Source organism: Allobosea sp. 2KB_26, assembly GCF_052115715.1.
GTDB lineage: Bacteria > Pseudomonadota > Alphaproteobacteria > Rhizobiales > Beijerinckiaceae > Allobosea.
The window spans coordinates 32,943-51,241 of record NZ_JBFRHE010000004.1; the positions used below are offsets into that span (position 1 = coordinate 32,943).

The window sequence follows — 18,299 nt, forward strand, 5'->3', positions numbered from 1 at the left end:
AGCTCGGGTGACGGTGAGCATTGCGCCCGAGCGCTCGGCGATCCTGCCATGGACGTCGGGGCGTCCGGCGGAGGCCTGCGGCTAAGCCACCCATGCGGCCGCCGCGTTGAAGTCAGGGCGCCGCACCATTGCGGCCAGACCCTGGAGTAGGAGCATTATGTCGCCCGAAAAGTGATTCCCACCCTTCGGCATCATGCTCTGGAAAAACCGCCCGGAACCGATCGGTGCCGGGCGGGAAGCTCTTGCGATCGATCAGCGGCGGATGCCGAGCTTCTCGATCAGCGTCCTGTAGCGCGCTTCGCTCTTGCCCTTGAGATAGTCGAGCAACGAACGGCGCTGCGAAACCAGCTTCAGCAGGCCGCGACGCGAGTGGTTGTCCTTGACATGCGACTTGAAGTGACCGGTCAGGTTATTGATGCGCTCCGTCAGGATCGCGACCTGGACCTCCGGCGAACCGGTGTCATTCGGCTTGGTGGCATGTTCCTTCACGAGCGCAGTCTTGCGCTCCGGCGTAATCGACATCGTGTGATCCTTCAGTTGGATGTTGATCTGGCGGGCCAGGCCGGGATGTCGTCCAGCAAGGTCCGGAACCCGCAATCCACCTCATCGCGGAGGAGATGCGCAGCCAGCCGCAAGGCCGGTTGGCGCGGGATATACACGAATCTGGGTAAAACGCTAGCGCGGCGACGAGGCAGGCCGGGGCAGACCCCGGTCGTAGCGCCTCTGCGCTTCCTCGACCTCGCCGATATGGGTCTCGGCCCAGCACGTCAATCCGCGCACGGTCGCGGCAAGCGTGCGGCCGAGCTCGGTCAGCGAATACTCGACAGTCACGGGCACGGTGGCGAAGGCCTCGCGGCTGATCAACCCATCGCGCTCCAGGCTCCGCAATGTCTGCGAGAGCATCTTCTGCGAGATGTTGTCGATGCGTCGGCGCAGCTCGTTGAAGCGCAAGGTCCCCTCTCCGAGCAGGATCAGGATCAGCACCGCCCATTTGTCGCCGATGCGGTCGAGGACCTGACGTGTCGGGCATTGGGCGTTGAAGGCGTCCGGGCGTTGCAGCATCGTGGTTTCCCCGAGGTGACCATGTCGCGTGAAAGTGCCTTCTTTACGAGGCTCCACGCTGCCTCCATCTAGTATCACACAGGATGTTGGTTCCTGAAAGATACTAGCTGAAGGCAGATCTCATGAAAATCGCTCTCATTGGCGCCACCGGCTTCATCGGCTCGCGCCTTCTGGCCGAGCTGTCTGCCCGCGGACACGCGGTTTCGGCGATCACCCGCAACCCTGAAAAGGTCGCAGCGGCGGCTGGAGTGACCGCGCTGAAGGGCGATGTCTTCGATCGCGACGGGCTGGCCAGCGTGCTCGCTGGCCATGACGCGGTGATCAGCGCCGTGCATTTCACCGCAAGCGACCCGGCGGTTCTGCTGGCTGCCGTCAAGCAGTCCGGCGTGAAGCGCTATCTCGTTGTCGGCGGTGCAGGCAGTCTCGAAGTCGCGCCAGGCAAACAGCTGTTCGACACGCCGGAGTTCCCGGCGATCTATCTGGCCGAGGCGAAGAAGGGCGGCACCTTCCTCGACCTGCTCAAGAGTGAGAGCAAACTGGACTGGACGTTCCTGTCACCCTCGGCCCTGATCCAGCCCGGCATGCGCACCGGCACATTCCGCCTCGGCAAGGATCAGCTTCTGGTCGATGCGCAGGGCAAGAGCGCAATTTCGGCTGAGGACTACGCGGCCGCACTGGTCGACGAACTTGAGAAGCCGGCCCATTCGCGCCAGCGCTTCACCGTCGGTTACTGAACCATCGCGAGCAATTCAGGCTTTCTCGTAGCGGCGGCCGCCGCGGCGCAGTTCGCCCGGCGCAACGAGGCCGGTATCGTCTTCGAAATAGAGACGCGACCGGTCGATTCGTAGTGAACGCCATAGCCATAGGCATGAGGGGCGGTGCCCGCCTGCTCAGCGGTGAAGCCGGTGCGCGGCTGCGCCAGATCGCCCATGGCGAAGGCAAGCTGCAGCAGGTCAACCGGGCGATGGGCTGGATCAAGCTCAACTATGACAAGTCGTTCAGCCTCGAGAGGGTTGAGGCGGAGGCGTGCATGACCCTTCCGTCCTGCACCAGCATTTCAAGGCGGTGACCGCGATGAGCCCCGCTGTAGTACCAGAAGCAACTCTGGCTTCAGGAGGCGCGGCGACTGATCCTGGGAGCGGCACTCGATGCCGCCTCGGCGGGCTTCAGGGTGAGTTATGAAAGCCCGTCGCAGTTCAGCCGGGAGTACAGCCTCCTATTCGGCGCGCCGCGCTTGCGCGCCACGCAGGTCAGTTTCGTTCCGGCCTGAAACATCGGCCCGAAAAGTGGATTCCGGCTTTCGAAAAAAGCCGATGCAAACGCAGAGGGTTGAATCGTGGGATCGGATACAAGATCCGACCCCATGGATTAGAGATTGAAGACCCGGTGCGGCACCAGCTCGCCGTTGCTGATCGAGCCAGTGGCGATCAGCACGCCGCCGCTGGTGGCATAGACGGCCTCGGCCTCGATCGGCGCATCGCGGCCGCGCAGCAGCGCGCTCTGGCCACGCTTCAGCCGCAGGGCCGCGTCGCGATGGACCACGATCTCCGGAATGAGCTCAAGCGCCGCTGCGACCGGCCGGAGTGCGCCCTCAGCTTCTTCCTGGCTGCTGCGCAGCGTCTCGACGGTTGTCGCCTCGGTCACCGTGAAGGGACCGACGCGGGTGCGCCTGAGATGCGCGACATGCCCAAGGCAGCCCAGCGCAACGCCGAGATCGCGGGCAATGGCGCGTACATAGGTGCCCTTGCCGCATTCGGCCTCGAAGGTCGTCGTCGCGCCGTCATGGCTGACGATCGACAGCGCATCGATCTCCACCGGCCGCGGCTGCAGCACCACTTCTTCACCATCCCGGGCGAGGTCATAGGCGCGCTCGCCGGCGATCTTGATCGCGGAGTATTTGGGGGGCGTTTGCAGGATCGTGCCCGTGAAGAGCGGCAGCAGGGCCGCGATGGCGTCTTCCTGCGGGCGCAGCTCCGAGGTCGCAATCACGCGGCCTTCGGTATCGTCGGTCTCGGTCTGCGAGCCCCAGGCGACGGTGAACTGATAGGCCTTCCGGCCATCCATGACGAAGGGGACGGTCTTGGTCGCCTCGCCCAGCGCGATTGGCAGCAGGCCTGAAGCGAGCGGGTCGAGCGTACCGGCATGGCCGGCCTTCTTGGCGCTGAAGGCACGTTTGACCACGCTGACCGCGTGAGTCGAGGTCATGCCGACGGGCTTGTCGAGCACCACCCAGCCATGCACGTCGCGCTTCTTCGGGCGCGGCTGCTGTGCGTGCGGAGGCGCCAGTGTCTCGTCATTCGTCGTCATGATGGTCGTCTTGGTTGATCTTCAGGGGCTGGCGCAGCGTGTCGCGGCGCACCGTGTCGGAATCGAGCAGCGCATCGATGCGCTCGGCCTCCGAGAAGCTCTCATCCTGACGGAAACGGATATCGGGCGCGTATTTCAGGTTCACCCGATGGGCGATCTCGCCCCGGATATAGCGCTTGTGACCATCGAGCGCCTTCAGGACCGGCGCGATGTCGTTGCCGCCGAGCGGCATGATGTAGGCCGTCGCGAGCTTGAGATCGGGCGAGAGGCGCACCTCCGGCACGGTGATGACATGCTTCGCCAGCACGTCGTCGTGAATGTCGCCGCGGGCGAGCATCTCGGCCAGTGCGTGACGGATGAGTTCGCCGACGCGCAATTGTCGCTGCGAGGGGCCGCTAGGTTTTGCTGGTTTTGCCATGGTTCTCGATCTCCGGACTCGGACCGGATGAGCGTGGATCGTAGAAACGTCATGGCCGGGCTCGGCCCGGCCATGACGTCAAGGTTCTGCGAAGGAGCGTGCGCTCGTCATCGTCAGGTGGTCGGGACAAACCCGGCCACGACGGATCACAGCGTCCGCTTGATCTCCTCGACGCGATAGCACTCGATCACGTCGCCTGCGCGCATGTCCTGATAATTCTCGAAGGACATGCCGCATTCCTGGCCGGCAACCACTTCCTTGGCGTCGTCCTTAAAGCGCTTGAGCTGCGAGAGCTTGCCCTCGTGGACCACGACATTGTCGCGGATCAGGCGGACATTCGCGCCGCGTTCGATCGTGCCGTCGGTGACGCGGCAGCCGGCGATCTTGCCGACCTTCGAGACGTTGAAGATCTCGAGGATCTGGGCGTTGCCGAGCATCGTCTCGCGCAGGGTCGGAGCCAGCAGGCCCGACATCGCCGCCTTCACGTCATCCACGAGGTTGTAGATGATGTTGTAGTAGCGGATTTCGACGCCGGCCCGTTCGGCCGCCTCGCGCGCTTCCTTGTGGGCACGCACGTTGAAGCCGATCACGGCCGCGCCGGAAGCCTGGGCGAGCGTGATATCGGATTCGGTGATGCCGCCGACACCGGACTGCAGGACGCGTGCGCGCACCTCGTCGTTGCCGACCTTCTCGAGCGTGCCGACGATGGCCTCGACCGAACCCTGCACGTCGCCCTTGACGACGAGCGGGAACTCCTTGCGGCCGGCGCCTTCCTTGAGATCGCGCATCATCTCGGCGAGCGAGCGTCCGGCTGCCGATCCACCCCCACGAGCCGCGATGCGGTCGCGCTTCTGGCGCTCACGGTAATCGGTGACCTCGCGGGCACGCGCTTCGGATTCGACCACCGCGACGCGGTCGCCGGCCTCAGGCGTGCCGTTGAAGCCGAGAACCTCGACCGGCAGCGACGGGGGCGCCTCCTTGATCTGGGCACCGGTGTCGCCGATCAGGGCACGCACGCGGCCCCATTCCGAGCCCGCCACGACGATGTCGCCGGTGCGCAGCGTACCGCGCTGGACGAGCACGGTCGCGACTGGGCCGCGGCCACGATCGAGCTTCGCCTCGATCACGGTGCCTTCGGCAGCGCGATCGGGATTGGCCTTGAGATCGAGCAGTTCAGCCTGCAGGGAGATAGCCTCGAGAAGCTTGTCGAGGTTCTGGCCGGTCTTGGCCGAAACCTCGATTTCCAGCGTCTCGCCGCCCAGCGTCTCGACCTGGATCTCGTATTGCAGCAGCTCGGAGCGCACGCGGTCCGGGTTGGCGTCGGGCTTGTCGATCTTGTTGATCGCCACGATCAGCGGAACCTTGGCCGCCTTGGCGTGGTTGATGGCCTCGACCGTCTGCGGCATCACGCCGTCGTCGGCCGCCACCACGAGAACGACGATATCCGTCACCTTGGCGCCGCGCGCACGCATCGCCGTGAAGGCGGCGTGGCCCGGGGTATCGATGAAGGTCACCTTCGAGCCGGTCGGCGTCGTCACCTGATAGGCGCCGATATGCTGGGTGATGCCACCGGCTTCGCCGGTCACGACATGAGTCTGGCGGATCGCATCGAGGAGCGAGGTCTTGCCGTGGTCGACATGGCCCATGATGGTCACGACCGGCGGACGCTGCGTCAGCATCTCATCGGTGTCGGGCGTATCGAACAGGCCCTCTTCGACGTCGGATTCGGCGACGCGCTTGACGGTGTGGCCCATTTCCTCGGCCACCAGCTGAGCGGTGTCGGCGTCGATCACGTCGGTGATCTTGTGCATCGCACCCTGCTTCATCAGCAGGCGGATGACGTCGACGCCACGCTCGGTCATGCGGTTGGCGAGTTCCTGGATGGTGATCGTCTCGGGGATGATCACCTCACGCATCACGCGTTCCTTGGCGACGTCCGAGGCACGGTGCCCGGTCATGCGCTGGACGCGGCGGCGGAAGGCTGCAACCGACCGTGTCCGCTCGTCATCACCGCCGGTAGCGGTCGAGAGCGTCAGGCGGCCACGCGGCTTCTCGCCGGCCTTGGGCGTCTTCGGGGCAGGGGTCGGCGCGCCGCGATTGGCAGCGCCGGGAGCGCCGCCGGGGCGACGGAACGCGGGCCTGGCCTCACCATCATCGGGGCGGCTGCGCGGGGCGCCGGCCGAAGGGGCCTGGCGGGCCGGGCGGACGACAGCCGGCTCTGCGGGAGCGCTCGGATCACCGGCACGGGGCGGACGCGGCGCGTCGACCCGGGCAGGACGCGAGTCGAGCCGCGGCGGACGGGCTCCTACATCGCGCATCTGCGGACGGGCGCCACCGAACTCGCGTGGGCCGGATGCGGGCCGTGCGGCGGGAGCGTAGGTTGAAGGCTGGGACGGCTGCGCCTGCTGCTGCGGCGGAGCCGATGGGGCCGGGGCCGAGACCTGCTCACGCGGCTGCTGGGGAGCTGCCGGACGGGCGGCCTGAGCATCATCGCGCTGACGAGCGGCGACTTCGGCGCGACGCTTCTGCTCGTCTTCCTGACGACGGCGCTCTTCTTCCTCGCGCTGGCGGGCAAGTGCCGCCTCGCGCTCGGCCCGCTCGCGTTCCGCAACAAGCGCGCGCTGGCGTGCTTCCTCTTCGGCCTGACGGCGCTCGTCGAGCTCACGGGCTCGCGAGTCGGACAGGGCGCGCTGACGCGCATCCTTCTCGTCGTCCGAAAGGGTGCGCAGCAGCATGCCGCCCGGCTTCGGAGCCGCGGGGGCCGGCTGTGGTACGACCGGACGCGGGGCAGCAGGCTGCACGGCCGGCTGCGGTGCGCGAGCCACCGGCGCTTCCTTGACTTCGGGCCCACCGACGCGGCGCTTGACCTCGACGACGACCTGCTTCGAGCGCCCATGCGAGAAGCTTTGCCGAACCGTGCTCTGCTCGATCGGCCGCTTCAGCGTCAGGGTCTTCGGAGGGCTGACCGTCAAAGTCTTGTCGCCCGGGTTTTTGGTATCGCTCATTCCGCTTTCGGTCCTGCCGGTTCGGTCGTGTGTTCGTCTGTCTCGTCGAAATCCGTCGGGCTTTCCGGGCCCAACGCACCGGCATCGCCCGTCCGGTAACGGACGAGCCGACGCCAGCGGGAGAGGAAACCCTCGGCCGCCGGTCCCGGAGCAAGGGCCGCATGTATCACATGTGACCGCCCCAACGCCAATTCCAAATCAGCCGCCGCGAATTCTGCGACGACAGGTGTGTTTCGGACCTTCAGCCCATCCTCGGCTCGCGCTGCCGCGACCCGCCTGAGAGCCTGTCCAATCTTGCGTCGGCCATCCTCGGCACCATCGCTGGCTTCGATGACCGCGGCGAGCCGCCCCGATCCAATAGAAGCCTCGACTTTGGCAAAACCGGACGAAACCAGTCCCGCCTTGTTGGCCATGGCCAGCGCCTGGACCGCGTCGCGATGCATCAAGCCATCGATCATAACCGCAAGATCAGGCGGTATCGTGACCTTGGTCTTGAGCGAGCGCTCGAAGGCCTTGCGCTTGATCGCCTCGGCGACCGTGGCCGCGCTGAGGCTCGTCCAGACGCCGCGGCCCGGAAGCTTGCGGCGCAAATCCGGCGTGAGAACCCCGTCGGGGCTGACCACGAACCGGATCAAATCCTCCGGCGCCTTGACCATGCGGGTCACGACGCAGCTGCGCTCAGGGCCGTCCTTGTGCGCGGGCCGCGCCGCTTCCGGCCTTTTCATCACGCGTGCCCTGGCTCAGGCCTCGGCCGCTTCGCTGTCGGCCTCGGGTTCCTCAGTGGGAGCCTCGACCCAGCCCGCCTTGATGCGTGCCGCCATGATGATGGCTTCGGCATCCTGGCGCGACAGGTCGAACCCATCGAGATAGCCGGAATGGCGTGTGCTCTCGCCATCCTTGCGTTCGGTCCAGCCAACGAGATCGTCGGTCGCGCAGCCCGCCAAATCCTCGACGGACTTCACATCGTTCTCGCCGAGCGCGACCATCATGGATGTGGTGATGCCTTCGACTTCGCGCAATGCGTCCTCGACACCCAGAGCACGACGCTTGTCGTCAAGCTCGGCTTCGACCGTCGCAAGGTATTCCTGGGCACGCGCCTGAATCTCGCCCGCCGTTTCCTCGTCGAATCCTTCGATCGAGGCGAGTTCGGCGAGGTCGACATAGGCGACTTCCTCGACCGAGCGGAAGCCTTCCGAGGCCAGAAGCTGGCCGACGGTCTCGTCGACATTCAGCGCGTTCATGAAGGTCTCGGTGCGCTGCAGGAATTCCTTCTGGCGGCGCTCCGATTCCTCGGCCTCGGTCAGGATGTCGATATCCCAGCCGGTCAGCTGCGAGGCGAGGCGGACGTTCTGACCGCGGCGGCCGATGGCGAGCGAGAGCTGCTCGTCGGGAACCACGACCTCGATCTTGTCGGCCTCTTCGTCGAGCACGACCTTCGCGACTTCAGCCGGCTGCAGCGCATTGACGACGAAGGTCGCAACATCCGGCGACCACGGGATGATGTCGATCTTTTCGCCCTGCAGCTCGCCGACGACGGCCTGCACGCGCGAGCCCCTCATGCCGACGCAGGCGCCGACGGGATCGATCGAAGAATCGCGGCTGATCACGGCGATCTTGGCGCGCGAGCCCGGGTCGCGGGCGACAGCCTTCACCTCGACGATGCCGTCATAGATCTCAGGCACTTCCTGGCCGAACAGCTTGGCCATGAACTGCGGATGCGTGCGCGACAGGAAGATCTGCGGGCCACGCGGCTCGCGGCGCACGTCGTAGACATAGGCACGGGCGCGGTCGCCGACCTTGAAGGTCTCGCGCGGGATCATCTCGTCGCGACGGATGATGGCTTCACCCCGGCCGAGATCGACGAAGACATTGCCGTACTCGACGCGCTTCACTGCGCCGTTGACGATCTCGCCGATGCGATCCTTGTACTCGTCATACTGGCGATCGCGCTCGGCCTCGCGCACCTTCTGCACGATGACCTGCTTGGCCGATTGAGCGGCGATGCGGCCGAAATCGAAGGGCGGCAGCGGATCGGAGATGACGTCGCCGACCTGGGCTGCCGGATTGTGGCGCTTGGCTTCGGCGAGCGTGATCTCGGTCGAGGTATTCTCGACCTGCTCGACGACCTGCAGGTGGCGCGCCAGGCGAAGTTCGCCCGACTTGGTGTTGATCTCGGCATGAACGTCGGTCTCGGCGCCGTAACGCGAGCGAGCGGCCTTGGCGATGGCGTCCTGCATCGCGTCGACGACGATCTGCCGATCGATCGATTTCTCGCGGGCGACGGCATCCGCGATCTGCAGCAGTTCGAGCCTGTTGGCGCTAACAGCCATGACGCTCACTCCTCTTCGTTGTCGTTCTGCGGAGCCGGCTTGGGCTGTGTGCCCGGGCGCGGTCCCAGTGATTTGCCCCTGCCCTTCTTCGGGCTGGCGATCTCGTCCGCCGGCGGCATCTCGGGCGGCAGGCCAGACTTGCCCCGCCGCAGTGATTCGGTGACCAGAGCGTCGGTCAGAACAAGCCGCGCTTCGCCAATGGCGTTCATCGGAATCGCGACGTCGCGCTCTTCCTCGGTCTTCGCATCGTCGCGCGAGAGCAGGGCCGTATCACCCTCAACGCCGCGCAGAATGCCACGGAAGCGCTTGCGACCGCCGACCGGCTCGTGCGTGTCGATCTTGGCAAGGTGGCCGGACCAGCGCGCGAAATCGCTCGGGCGCACCAGCGGCCTGTCGATCCCCGGCGACGACACCTCGAGATGATACGCGGCCTGGATGGGATCGTCGACGTCGAGCGCCGGCGAAACCGCCTGGCTCACCGCTTCGCAACCCTCGACGGTCATCGTGCCGTCCGGGAGTTCGGCCATGATCTGCACGGTGCAACCGTTCTGGCCGGAGACGCGCACGCGCACCAGCCTGTAGCCGAGATCGATGATCGCCGGCTCGATGATGGCAGCGACACGCGCGGCCACACCGCTTTCGGTCACCACGCGTCTGTCCTGATCTGCTGCTGTCGGCTCGTTCATGTTCGGACTGCCTGCCTTCGCTCCGGCAGGGCTTGCGGCCAACAAAAAAGAGCGGGCCGGCCGGCCCGCTCTTGATCATCGGCTTACACCGAAACCAGAGCTGTTGCGTCGCTATTTAGTCCGCAACGGCCGGGCATGCAAGATCAAAGCTGTCCTGGCAGGAAGCAGGGTGTCGAAAGGAACGCCATGTAACGGCAATGGTGCGCCCTTTCCGCGCCCGGCTTTATGCAATTGCGCTAACCGGCTGGTCATTCTTCTCGTCTAGCGTCGGCTAATGGTGCGTAAAGAGGTTGCGTTATGAGTTCGGTCAGCGCGCTGTTGCGTGATCTTGAAGCGACGATGTCGCGTGGCTCGGGCGACGAGCGCGTCCAGATCCTGATGCGCCTGACCGATCTCTTCGTCAGCACGGCCGCAACAATGGGCGACGACCAGATCAGCGTCTTCGACGTGGTGATCGGCAGGCTGGCCCGCGCCATCGAAACCCGCGCGCGTGTCGAATTGTCCGAACGGCTGTCCGTCGTGCCGAATGCGCCAGGCGGCGTGGTGCGGCAGCTTGCGCTCGACGAGATCGCGGTTGCGCGCCCGGTTCTGGTCGGCTCGCCCGTGCTGTCAGATCAGGATCTGGTTGCGATCTCCGCCGCAAAGGGGCGCGATCATATGCTCGCGATCACCGAGCGTCCGGATCTTGCCGAACCGGTCACGGATTTCCTCATCCTGCGGGGCGGCCGTGTCGTGACCCATGCGGTTGCGGCCAACCAGACCGCCCGCTTCTCGCGGCACGGCATGGGCGTGCTGGTGATGCGGGCAGTCCAGGATGACGGCCTGCAGGCGACGCTGGGAAGCCGGAGCGACATCCCGGCAGAGCTGGTCGAGCAATTGACACTGGCTGCGAAGAACTCGGCTCGCCGCAGGCTCGCCGCGACGTTCGAGCCGGCGATGGGCGGTGCCGTCGATCGCGCTGTCGAGCGCAGCGCCGATGCGGTCGCCTCGCAAGACCAGCTTCAGGACGATCTCGGCAAGTTCAGCGCCGCGCTGGCCGATATCAAGGCCTTCCATGATGAGGGCAAGCTGGACGAGGCCAAGGTCGCCGAGCTCGCCGCTTCGGGCGCGATCGAACACGCCATCTGCGGCGTTGCCATCCTGGCGAGGCTCGGCCTGCAGGCGACGGAGCAGATCATCCTCGGTCCCGATCGCGATGCCGTGCTGCTCGTCGGCCGGGGGCTCGGCTGGTCCTGGGAGACCACCCGTGCGCTGATCACGTTGCGCAAGGGCGATGGCAAATCGGCACCGGCGGTCGAGCGGGCCCGGCAGAACTTCCGCAACCTGACGCCGGTGACGGCGCAGCGCGTCCTCGGCTTCCTCAGGATGCGCGACGGCGTGCAGTGAGATAGCTCGGCACGCGCCCGGCAGCGATCGCCTTGGCCTCGTATCGTGTGCGGATCCAGCCCGGATAGGGTTGGCGCCAGTCGTCGGCGCGCGTGTCGGCCCAGTCGAAATCGGGTGAGTGCAGCAGCCGGGACAAGGTCCAGCCGACGTAATCGTCGATATCGCTGGCGAAGCGGAAACGCCCACCCTTCCTCAGCGCCCGGGCGAACAGGGCGAGCGTCCGCTCCGAGACGAAACGGCGCTTGCGTTGCCTGCGCTTCGGCCAGGGGTCGGGATAGAGCAGGTCGATCGCATCGAGGCCGCCTTCAGGCAGGCGCGGCAGCATCAGCGCTGCATCGCCATCCCAGAGCCGGATATTGGTAAGGCCTTCCCGCTCGATCACCGCCAGGAACTTCGCCATGCCGTTGACGAAAGGCTCGCAGCCGATGAAGCCGATCTCCGGGCTCTCCCGCATGCGGGAGAGCAGATGTTCGCCGCCGCCAAAGCCGATTTCCAGCCGCACCGCCTCGACGGGCTTGGGGAACAGCGCCTTCAGATCCAGGATCTCGCCTTCGGGCAGGCGCAGTCGCGGCAGGGTGCCCTCGATCAGCACGCTTTGACCTTCACGCAGGGGCTTGCCCTTGCGCCGGCCGAAGAAGGCTCGCTCGAGATCTCTCTCCAGGTCTCGTTCTTCGCTCATGATCCCAAACCCCCGTCGTCACCGGCGAAAGCAAAAGGCCGGAGCGGTTTCGCTCCGGCCTTTCCGGGATCCGGTAGACCGAACCCCGTCATAACATCCGCGCTGGATCAGGCCACGGCCTTCTTCAGCGTGTCGATCAGGTCGGTCTTCTCCCAGGAGAAGCTGCCATCGCGGCCGGCCTTCCGGCCGAAATGGCCATAGGAGGCAGACTTCGCATAGATCGGCTTGTTGAGGTTGAGATGGGTCCGGATGCCGCGCGGGCTGAGATCCATCACTTCGCCCAGAGCCTTTTCGAGCTTGGCCTCGTCGACCTTGCCGGTGCCATGCAGGTCGACATAGATCGAGAGCGGCTTGGCAACGCCGATGGCGTAGGAGAGCTGGATCGTGCAGCGCTCGGCGAGCTTGGCGGCAACCACGTTCTTGGCGAGGTAGCGCGCAGCATAGGCAGCCGAACGATCGACCTTGGTCGGATCCTTGCCGGAGAACGCACCACCGCCATGCGGGGCGGCGCCGCCATAGGTGTCGACGATGATCTTGCGGCCGGTGAGGCCGGCATCACCATCGGGGCCGCCGATCACGAACTTGCCCGTCGGATTGACGTGCCAGACGGTGTCCTTCGAGATCCAGCCCTCGGGCAGCGTCTCGCGGATATGCGGCTCGACGATCTTGCGGACATCCGCAGAGCTCAGCGTGTCGTCGAGATGCTGGGTCGAGAGCACGATCTGCGTGACACCGACCGGCTTGCCGTTCTCGTACTTGACGGTGACCTGGCTCTTGGCATCGGGGCCGAGCTTGGCAGCCGGACCTTCACCCGCATGGCGGGCCTTGGCCAGGACTTCGAGGATCTTGTGGGCGTAGTAGATCGGCGCCGGCATCAGCTCGGGCGTCTCGCGGCAGGCATAGCCGAACATGATGCCCTGGTCGCCCGCGCCTTCTTCCTTGTTGCCGGCGGCGTCGACGCCCTGGGCGATGTCGGCGGATTGCGAGTGCAGCAGCACGTCGATCTTGCATTTCTTCCAGTGGAAGCCGTCCTGCTCGTAGCCGATCGCGCGGATCGCCTTGCGGGCTGCCGACTTGACCTTGCTCTTCAGCGCCTTCTCGTCGAGCGAGGTGCGGACCTCACCGGCGATGACGACGCGGTTCGTCGTGGCCAGGGTCTCGCAGGCGACGCGCACCTGGGACGGATCCATCCCGGCCTTGACGGCTTCCTTGAAGAACAGATCGACGACCTCGTCGGAAATCCGGTCGCAAACCTTGTCAGGATGACCTTCGGAAACGGACTCGCTGGTGAAGAGGTAGTTCTGGCGTGACACGGACGAAGGATCCTTCATGCACGGGCAAGCTGGTGGCCGCCAGCACGGACCCTGCCGGTGCGGGGCGCAGCGTTCTTGCAGCGAACGTGTTCGCCGTCAAGCGCTCAAATCCGTTTATCGGGAGAAACGTTCGTCAAGACGAACGCTGAGCCGCCTCAATCACGGCTTTTCGGCGTGTTCCTCGGCAATGGCCTCAACCAGATCGATAACCCGGCGCCGCACCTGCCCATTTTTAATGCGCACGAAGGCCTTGGTGAGTTGCACGCCTTCGCTGGTCGCCAGGAAATCCGAAATATAGGTCGTGGAGGCGGCGTCCGAGAAGCCTCCCGATGGCATGTCGCCAGACGGGGCGCCCTCAAAGAAAAAGGAGACTGGCACATCCAGCATCTTGGCGATCTGCTGCAAGCGGCTGGCGCTGATGCGGTTTGCGCCTTTTTCGTATTTCTGGACCTGCTGGAAGGTCAGCCCAAGTGCTTCGCCAAGCTTTTCCTGGCTGACGCCGGCAAGCATGCGGCGCATCCGGACGCGGCTGCCGACATGGCGATCGATCGGATTGGGGATTTTCTTCAGCATGGATCGACGGGCCTCGGATCAGGGGCATTCTGCCGAAGCCGCAATCCGGCAGTGTCCTATGGTCAAATACAATACACTAGCTTCAACTAAATTGCTTCTTAACCGACATCTTCGGTGCTGGGAATAGTTCCAGTTGGAATTATTTTGAACGTCGCAAGCGCGAGACAAGCAAGAATATTACAACAAGGCCTGCAAAAAAGACATCCCCGAGCTGCGCGTAAGGCGTAACAGAGGCGTGACTGGGCAAGGCGGAGTCGAGCACCCCTTCCGTCCCGAGCGGAAGGCTGCCGGTGATCCGGCCATAGGCGTCGATGACGGCGGATATGCCGGTATTGGCGACGCGCACCAAGGGCAATCCCTGTTCGACGGCCCGCAGCCGGGCCTGGGCGAGATGCTGGTAAGGGCCGCTCGTCTGGCCGAACCAGCCGTCATTGGTGAGATTGAGCATGAAGCCGGGTCTCGGCCCCTGGGGCATCACCTCACCGGGAAACACGGCCTCATAGCAGATCAGCGATGCGACCGGCGGCAACCCGCGCACCGCGAGCGGTGTCCGGCGCGCCCCGGCGGTGAAACCGCCGGGAATGGCGACGAATTCGGACAGCCCGACGCTGCGGATCAATGTCTCGAGGAAGGCGGGCAGGTACTCCCCGAACGGCACGAGATGGACTTTGTCATAGCTCGCGACGATCACGCCCTGATCGTCGACAACCTGGACCGAATTAAAGATCGGGGGCCGACTTTCGCCCGGCAGCGTTTCGCCGGCGCGGGCTGCGCCGGTGATCAAGGTCGTGTTGGGCGGCAGAAGGGCCGCGATCCGCGAAAGTGCTCCGGGGGTTCGGCCGAGCAGGAAAGGAAAGGCCGATTCCGGCCAGATCAGATGGGTGACGTCCTGGACGCCCAGAGTCGTGGGACTTGTCGCCCGGTCGCTGAGCGCAAGATAACGGTTGAGGATCGCTTCGCCATTGCGCGGATTGAACTTGGCGTCCTGCGGCAGATTGGGCTGCATCAGACGGAGTTTCACGCCGGGCACGGTGGGGGATGGCGCAGACGGAATGCGCCAAGCACCAAAGCCGAGCAGCCCGCACAGGACCGCGAGCGCCAGAACTGGCGCCTGCCAGCGCTCCGGGCCGGGCTTGCCGGTGCCTAGCACCGCTGGTGCGGCGCCGAGCGCGACCGCCACCAAGGTCAGGCCGTAAAGGCCGGTGACCGAGGCGAACTGGGCAATCCATGGCTGACCGGCCAGCATCATGCCGTAGACGTTCCAGGGAAAGCCCGTCAGCACATGCCCGCGCAGCCACTCGCTCAAGGCGAGCGCGACGGCGAGGATGAGGATGCGGCCGCTGCCATGCGGCCAGACCAGGCGGGCGGTGCCGAAGGCCAGGGCCGGAAAGACGGCGAGGAAGGCGGGCAGGGCGATGACGCCGAGCGGCATGGCCCAGGCGAACTTATCGGCCTCGACGAGAAAGGCAGCACCAAGCCACCACAGCCCCGCGAGAAAGAAGCCAAAGCCCCACCACCAGCCGGCCGCCATGGCAGCCCGGAAGCGTGCCCCGCGGCTCGTGCCGACTGCGCCGTCGATCAGCCACACCGCAATGGTCATCGGCACGACGATCAGTGGCCAGAGATCGAGTGGCGGCAGGGCGAGGGCGCCGCTGGCACCCGCGATGAGCGCGATCAGGCGCTTCGGCCAGCCCCAGGCGAGGATGACCCTGTCTGCCAGTGCAGCGAAACGCATCAGCCGGGGTCCGTCGCCGCTTGAGCCTCGGGGGCGGCAGGAACATTCCGATGGATGCGCAGCCGCTTGATGCGGCGCGGATCGGCGTCGAGAATCTCGAAGGCGAGTCCCTCGGGTCCCTGGATCAACTCGCCCCGCGCCGGGACATGCCCGGCGAGCGTGACGATGAGGCCGCCGAGCGTGTCGACGTCTTCGGCGACATCAGTCTCGGAGAGGTCGATCCCCGTGGCGTCCTTGAGATCTTCTAGCGTCGCGCGGGCATCGGCGGTGAAACGGTTCTCGCCAGCCACTGCGATCGTCGGCGCGGTGTCGAGATCATGCTCGTCCTCGATATCGCCGACCACGATCTCGACCAGATCCTCGATCGAGACCAGGCCATCGGTGCCGCCATACTCATCGATGACCAGGGCGATATGCGTGCGGGTGGCCTGCATCCTGACCAGCAGGTCGACGGCAGGCATCGACGGCGGCACATAGAGCACGGGCCGCAGGATCTTGGCGGAAGCCAGGGTGACGGAGAGATCGATCGCACCGAGATTGGGGCCGGCGGTTCCGGGCTGTGCGCCACGGCGACCAGGTTTGGCGCGGGCTGCGATGAAGTCGAGAAAATCGCGGATATGGACCATGCCGCGGGGGTCATCGAGCGTCTCGCCATAGACCGGGAGGCGCGAATGGCCGGCGGTGCGGAACAGGGCCAGCAATTCGCCAAGTGTTGCCTCGGACTGGACCGCAATGATGTCGGCGCGCGGCACCATGACATCGGCGATGCGGCGCTCGCGCAGGCTCAGAACATTTGAGAGCATCGCCCGCTCCTGCGGGCTCAGATCGGCGAGCTGGCCACTCCCCTGGGCGAGTGCTTCGGTAATGTCCTCACGAATCGTTGCCCCGTTCCGCAGGCCCAGCCGGTCGAGGAAATGGCTCAGCCATTGCGCCAGGCCGCGACTGGGAGGTTCGCTTGGGGAGGGTCTACTGTCGTCGCTCATGGTACGGGGTGATCTGCCTTGGTCTGTGCCGCTGGAGCGGCTTCTGGTTCGGTGCCGGCATAGGGATTGGCGATGCCAAGGCTCGCGAGCGCGGCGATCTCGAGCCCTTCCATCCGCGTTGCTTCGGCTTCGGTCTCGTGATCCTCGCCCAGCAGATGCAGGAGGCCGTGGATGACGAGATGGCTGAGATGGTCGCCCATGCTCTTGCCTTCGCTCTCGGCTTCGCGCGCGACGGTTTCATAGGCCAGCACGATATCGCCGAGGACGGGGCTCGATCCGATCCGCTCTGGCGTTGCGGCCGGAAAGGAGAGCACATTCGTCGCCTTGTCGAAACCACGCCAGTCGCGGTTGACGATGCGGATGCGCTTGTCGTCGGTGAAGAGAAGGCTGAGCTCTGCTTCGGCCAGCGGCTTGATGGCGGCGACGGTGAGCGCCGCCTCTGTTGCCTGGGCGACGCGCTCACGCAAATCCGCGAGCTCGCGCCAGCGGCGCGACTGCAGGCGGATATCGATCGCAAGGCTTTGCGTTCGCGGCGCCGCGCGCCGCGAACGAGGTCGGTCGTTCATCGCGGCCTCTCCCGCGACAATGTGCGGCGCAGGCCTTCGCTGTGGTCCTCAGGCGGCGCCTCGGCGACGACGGAACGGGCGCGCTCCTCGCGCTCATCCCGCTCTCGGCGGGAGGCATCCTCGTAAGCCATCACGATTCGGCGCACGAGATCGTGCCGAACCACGTCGCCTTCCTCGAAGCGGGCATGGCCGACGCCTTCGACGCCGGACAACAGCCTCACGGCCTCGACCAATCCCGAGCGCTGTCCCGGTGGCAGATCGATCTGGCTCGGGTCGCCCGTGATGATCATGCGCGAACCCTCGCCGAGCCGGGTGAGGAACATCTTCATCTGCACGGAGGTCGCATTCTGAGCCTCGTCGAGCAGCACGACAGCATTGGTCAGCGTCCGTCCGCGCATGAAAGCGAGCGGAGCGATCTCGATCATGCCGGTTTGCAGGGCGCGCTCGACATGTCGCGCCTCCATGAAGTCGTTCAGCGCGTCATAGATCGGACGCAGATAGGGATCGACCTTCTCGCGCATGTCGCCGGGCAGAAAGCCGAGGCGCTCGCCTGCCTCGACCGCCGGACGTGACAGGACCATGCGCTCGACCACGCCTTGCTCGATCAGCGAGACGGCATGCCCGACAGCGAGCCAGGTCTTGCCAGTGCCGGCCGGCCCCTCCGCGAGCACGAGCTCGTGGCGCTTGAGCTGGCGCAGATACGCATCCTGGGCCGCATTGCGAGCCCGCACCGGGCCGCGCTTGCGGGTGACGATCGCTTCGAAGGAGGCCTTGCCGGTATTCTCCGCCGGGAACAGCGAACGCTGGACGTTGCTTTCCTCGATGGCGCCGTCGACCTCGCCGAGATTGAGCGGCGCGCCCGCCTTGGCGCGGGTATAGAGCGTCTTCAGCACGCGCCCGGCCTGCTCGGCCGTCTCGCGCGGGCCCTTGACGGTGACATGGTTGCCGTTCGGGCTGATCACGACACCGAGCCGGCGCTCAAGATGCGCCAGATTCTGGTCGTATTGACCGAAGACCAGACTGGCCAGCCGATTATCCTCGAAGGATAACACGACTTCCGTGGCGGGGACCCCGTCGCGCGTCAGGCTCTCGACGCGTGGCGATGCGCCCTCGCGGCGCGGCTCTCGATCGGATCTCGGGGTCACCTGGTCAGTCTGTGCCAATAGAGTCGTCTCCCTGGCGCGCGTGCCCGGCCGAACAGGGGCGTGAGGCCGGGTAGTCCTTCGGCATATCCGGACGCGTCGATCTCATCCTGA

Annotated in this window: 18 protein-coding genes; 3 read left to right on the top strand and 15 right to left on the bottom strand. The window is 65.7% G+C overall.

Features of this window, described 5'->3' with window-relative positions:
• Positions 1–252 precede the first annotated feature (252 nt).
• Complete coding sequence (rpsO, locus tag AB4099_RS13630; RefSeq protein ID WP_043239192.1) at positions 253–522, bottom strand: 30S ribosomal protein S15; 270 nt, start codon at positions 520–522, stop codon at positions 253–255.
• A 153-nt stretch (positions 523–675) separates the two neighbouring features.
• Entirely contained in the window at positions 676–1,062 is a 387-nt protein-coding gene (locus AB4099_RS13635; protein WP_441478482.1) for a winged helix-turn-helix transcriptional regulator, read from the bottom strand.
• Positions 1,063–1,184: 122 nt separating this feature from the next.
• Between AB4099_RS13635 and AB4099_RS13640 the strand changes: the two genes are divergently transcribed.
• Positions 1,185–1,796 carry an NAD(P)-dependent oxidoreductase gene (locus AB4099_RS13640; protein ID WP_441478483.1) on the top strand — a complete coding sequence of 204 codons (612 nt, stop codon included), beginning with the start codon at positions 1,185–1,187 and terminating at the stop codon, positions 1,794–1,796.
• A gap of 134 nt (positions 1,797–1,930) precedes the next feature.
• The gene (locus AB4099_RS13645) at positions 1,931–2,131 is read left to right on the top strand and encodes a hypothetical protein (protein WP_113515704.1); all 201 of its coding nucleotides are present in this window, start codon (positions 1,931–1,933) and stop codon (positions 2,129–2,131) included.
• A 299-nt stretch (positions 2,132–2,430) separates the two neighbouring features.
• On the opposite strand, the gene truB is transcribed toward AB4099_RS13645, so the two are convergent.
• From truB to rimP, 6 genes are all read right to left on the bottom strand, one after another.
• Positions 2,431–3,369, bottom strand: a complete 939-nt coding sequence (gene truB, locus AB4099_RS13650; RefSeq protein WP_113515703.1) for a tRNA pseudouridine(55) synthase TruB — start codon at positions 3,367–3,369, stop codon at positions 2,431–2,433.
• Positions 3,356–3,787 carry a 30S ribosome-binding factor RbfA gene (rbfA, locus tag AB4099_RS13655; protein ID WP_113515702.1) on the bottom strand — a complete coding sequence of 144 codons (432 nt, stop codon included), beginning with the start codon at positions 3,785–3,787 and terminating at the stop codon, positions 3,356–3,358. Before rbfA ends, truB begins: the two co-directional genes overlap by 14 nt.
• Before the next feature lie 146 nt (positions 3,788–3,933).
• Entirely contained in the window at positions 3,934–6,792 is a 2,859-nt protein-coding gene (gene infB, locus AB4099_RS13660) for a translation initiation factor IF-2 (protein WP_113515701.1), read from the bottom strand.
• Positions 6,789–7,517 (bottom strand): RNA-binding protein, encoded by a 729-nt coding sequence (locus AB4099_RS13665; RefSeq protein WP_113515700.1) that lies wholly within the window; start codon positions 7,515–7,517, stop codon positions 6,789–6,791. The genes infB and AB4099_RS13665 overlap by 4 nt, the downstream gene beginning before the upstream one ends.
• Before the next feature lie 15 nt (positions 7,518–7,532).
• Positions 7,533–9,122 (bottom strand): transcription termination factor NusA, encoded by a 1,590-nt coding sequence (nusA, locus tag AB4099_RS13670; protein ID WP_113515699.1) that lies wholly within the window; start codon positions 9,120–9,122, stop codon positions 7,533–7,535.
• A 5-nt stretch (positions 9,123–9,127) separates the two neighbouring features.
• Complete coding sequence (gene rimP, locus AB4099_RS13675; RefSeq protein ID WP_113515698.1) at positions 9,128–9,808, bottom strand: ribosome maturation factor RimP; 681 nt, start codon at positions 9,806–9,808, stop codon at positions 9,128–9,130.
• Positions 9,809–10,105: 297 nt separating this feature from the next.
• On the opposite strand from rimP, the gene AB4099_RS13680 reads away from it, so the two are divergent.
• On the top strand, positions 10,106–11,194 hold the full coding sequence (locus AB4099_RS13680) for a DUF2336 domain-containing protein (RefSeq protein ID WP_113515697.1): 1,089 nt from the start codon (positions 10,106–10,108) through the stop codon (positions 11,192–11,194).
• Here the strand turns inward: AB4099_RS13680 and trmB are convergent.
• The 7 genes from trmB to AB4099_RS13715 form a co-directional block, all read right to left on the bottom strand.
• Entirely contained in the window at positions 11,169–11,873 is a 705-nt protein-coding gene (gene trmB / locus AB4099_RS13685; RefSeq protein WP_113515696.1) for a tRNA (guanine(46)-N(7))-methyltransferase TrmB, read from the bottom strand. The genes AB4099_RS13680 and trmB overlap by 26 nt on opposite strands.
• 107 nt (positions 11,874–11,980) lie before the next feature.
• Positions 11,981–13,186, bottom strand: coding sequence for a methionine adenosyltransferase (metK, locus tag AB4099_RS13690; RefSeq protein WP_113515740.1), 1,206 nt, complete (start codon positions 13,184–13,186; stop codon positions 11,981–11,983).
• Positions 13,187–13,345: 159 nt separating this feature from the next.
• Positions 13,346–13,759 carry a helix-turn-helix domain-containing protein gene (locus AB4099_RS13695; RefSeq protein ID WP_069878567.1) on the bottom strand — a complete coding sequence of 138 codons (414 nt, stop codon included), beginning with the start codon at positions 13,757–13,759 and terminating at the stop codon, positions 13,346–13,348.
• Between the two features lie 139 nt (positions 13,760–13,898).
• Positions 13,899–15,494, bottom strand: coding sequence for an apolipoprotein N-acyltransferase (gene lnt, locus AB4099_RS13700; protein ID WP_441478484.1), 1,596 nt, complete (start codon positions 15,492–15,494; stop codon positions 13,899–13,901).
• Positions 15,494–16,477 carry a hemolysin family protein gene (locus tag AB4099_RS13705; protein ID WP_113515694.1) on the bottom strand — a complete coding sequence of 328 codons (984 nt, stop codon included), beginning with the start codon at positions 16,475–16,477 and terminating at the stop codon, positions 15,494–15,496. The genes lnt and AB4099_RS13705 overlap by 1 nt, the downstream gene beginning before the upstream one ends.
• Positions 16,474–17,043: an rRNA maturation RNase YbeY gene (ybeY, locus tag AB4099_RS13710; RefSeq protein ID WP_113515693.1), complete on the bottom strand. Its 570-nt coding sequence runs from the start codon at positions 17,041–17,043 to the stop codon at positions 16,474–16,476. The genes AB4099_RS13705 and ybeY overlap by 4 nt, the downstream gene beginning before the upstream one ends.
• Positions 17,040–18,128, bottom strand: a complete 1,089-nt coding sequence (locus AB4099_RS13715) for a PhoH family protein (protein ID WP_113515739.1) — start codon at positions 18,126–18,128, stop codon at positions 17,040–17,042. The genes ybeY and AB4099_RS13715 overlap by 4 nt, the downstream gene beginning before the upstream one ends.
• Positions 18,129–18,299 lie beyond the last annotated feature (171 nt).

What these genes read in the sequence shown, in the direction of transcription:
- rpsO (WP_043239192.1), bottom strand. Translation starts at nt 522, where the DNA reads ATGTCGATTACGCCGGAGCGCAAGACTGCGCTCGTGAAGGAACATGCC.
- AB4099_RS13635 (WP_441478482.1), bottom strand. Translation starts at nt 1,062, where the DNA reads ATGCTGCAACGCCCGGACGCCTTCAACGCCCAATGCCCGACACGTCAG.
- AB4099_RS13640 (WP_441478483.1), top strand. Translation starts at nt 1,185, where the DNA reads ATGAAAATCGCTCTCATTGGCGCCACCGGCTTCATCGGCTCGCGCCTT.
- AB4099_RS13645 (WP_113515704.1), top strand. Translation starts at nt 1,931, where the DNA reads ATGAGGGGCGGTGCCCGCCTGCTCAGCGGTGAAGCCGGTGCGCGGCTG.
- truB (WP_113515703.1), bottom strand. Translation starts at nt 3,369, where the DNA reads ATGACGACGAATGACGAGACACTGGCGCCTCCGCACGCACAGCAGCCG.
- rbfA (WP_113515702.1), bottom strand. Translation starts at nt 3,787, where the DNA reads ATGGCAAAACCAGCAAAACCTAGCGGCCCCTCGCAGCGACAATTGCGC.
- infB (WP_113515701.1), bottom strand. Translation starts at nt 6,792, where the DNA reads ATGAGCGATACCAAAAACCCGGGCGACAAGACTTTGACGGTCAGCCCT.
- AB4099_RS13665 (WP_113515700.1), bottom strand. Translation starts at nt 7,517, where the DNA reads ATGAAAAGGCCGGAAGCGGCGCGGCCCGCGCACAAGGACGGCCCTGAG.
- nusA (WP_113515699.1), bottom strand. Translation starts at nt 9,122, where the DNA reads ATGGCTGTTAGCGCCAACAGGCTCGAACTGCTGCAGATCGCGGATGCC.
- rimP (WP_113515698.1), bottom strand. Translation starts at nt 9,808, where the DNA reads ATGAACGAGCCGACAGCAGCAGATCAGGACAGACGCGTGGTGACCGAA.
- AB4099_RS13680 (WP_113515697.1), top strand. Translation starts at nt 10,106, where the DNA reads ATGAGTTCGGTCAGCGCGCTGTTGCGTGATCTTGAAGCGACGATGTCG.
- trmB (WP_113515696.1), bottom strand. Translation starts at nt 11,873, where the DNA reads ATGAGCGAAGAACGAGACCTGGAGAGAGATCTCGAGCGAGCCTTCTTC.
- AB4099_RS13695 (WP_069878567.1), bottom strand. Translation starts at nt 13,759, where the DNA reads ATGCTGAAGAAAATCCCCAATCCGATCGATCGCCATGTCGGCAGCCGC.
- lnt (WP_441478484.1), bottom strand. Translation starts at nt 15,494, where the DNA reads ATGCGTTTCGCTGCACTGGCAGACAGGGTCATCCTCGCCTGGGGCTGG.
- AB4099_RS13705 (WP_113515694.1), bottom strand. Translation starts at nt 16,477, where the DNA reads ATGAGCGACGACAGTAGACCCTCCCCAAGCGAACCTCCCAGTCGCGGC.
- ybeY (WP_113515693.1), bottom strand. Translation starts at nt 17,043, where the DNA reads ATGAACGACCGACCTCGTTCGCGGCGCGCGGCGCCGCGAACGCAAAGC.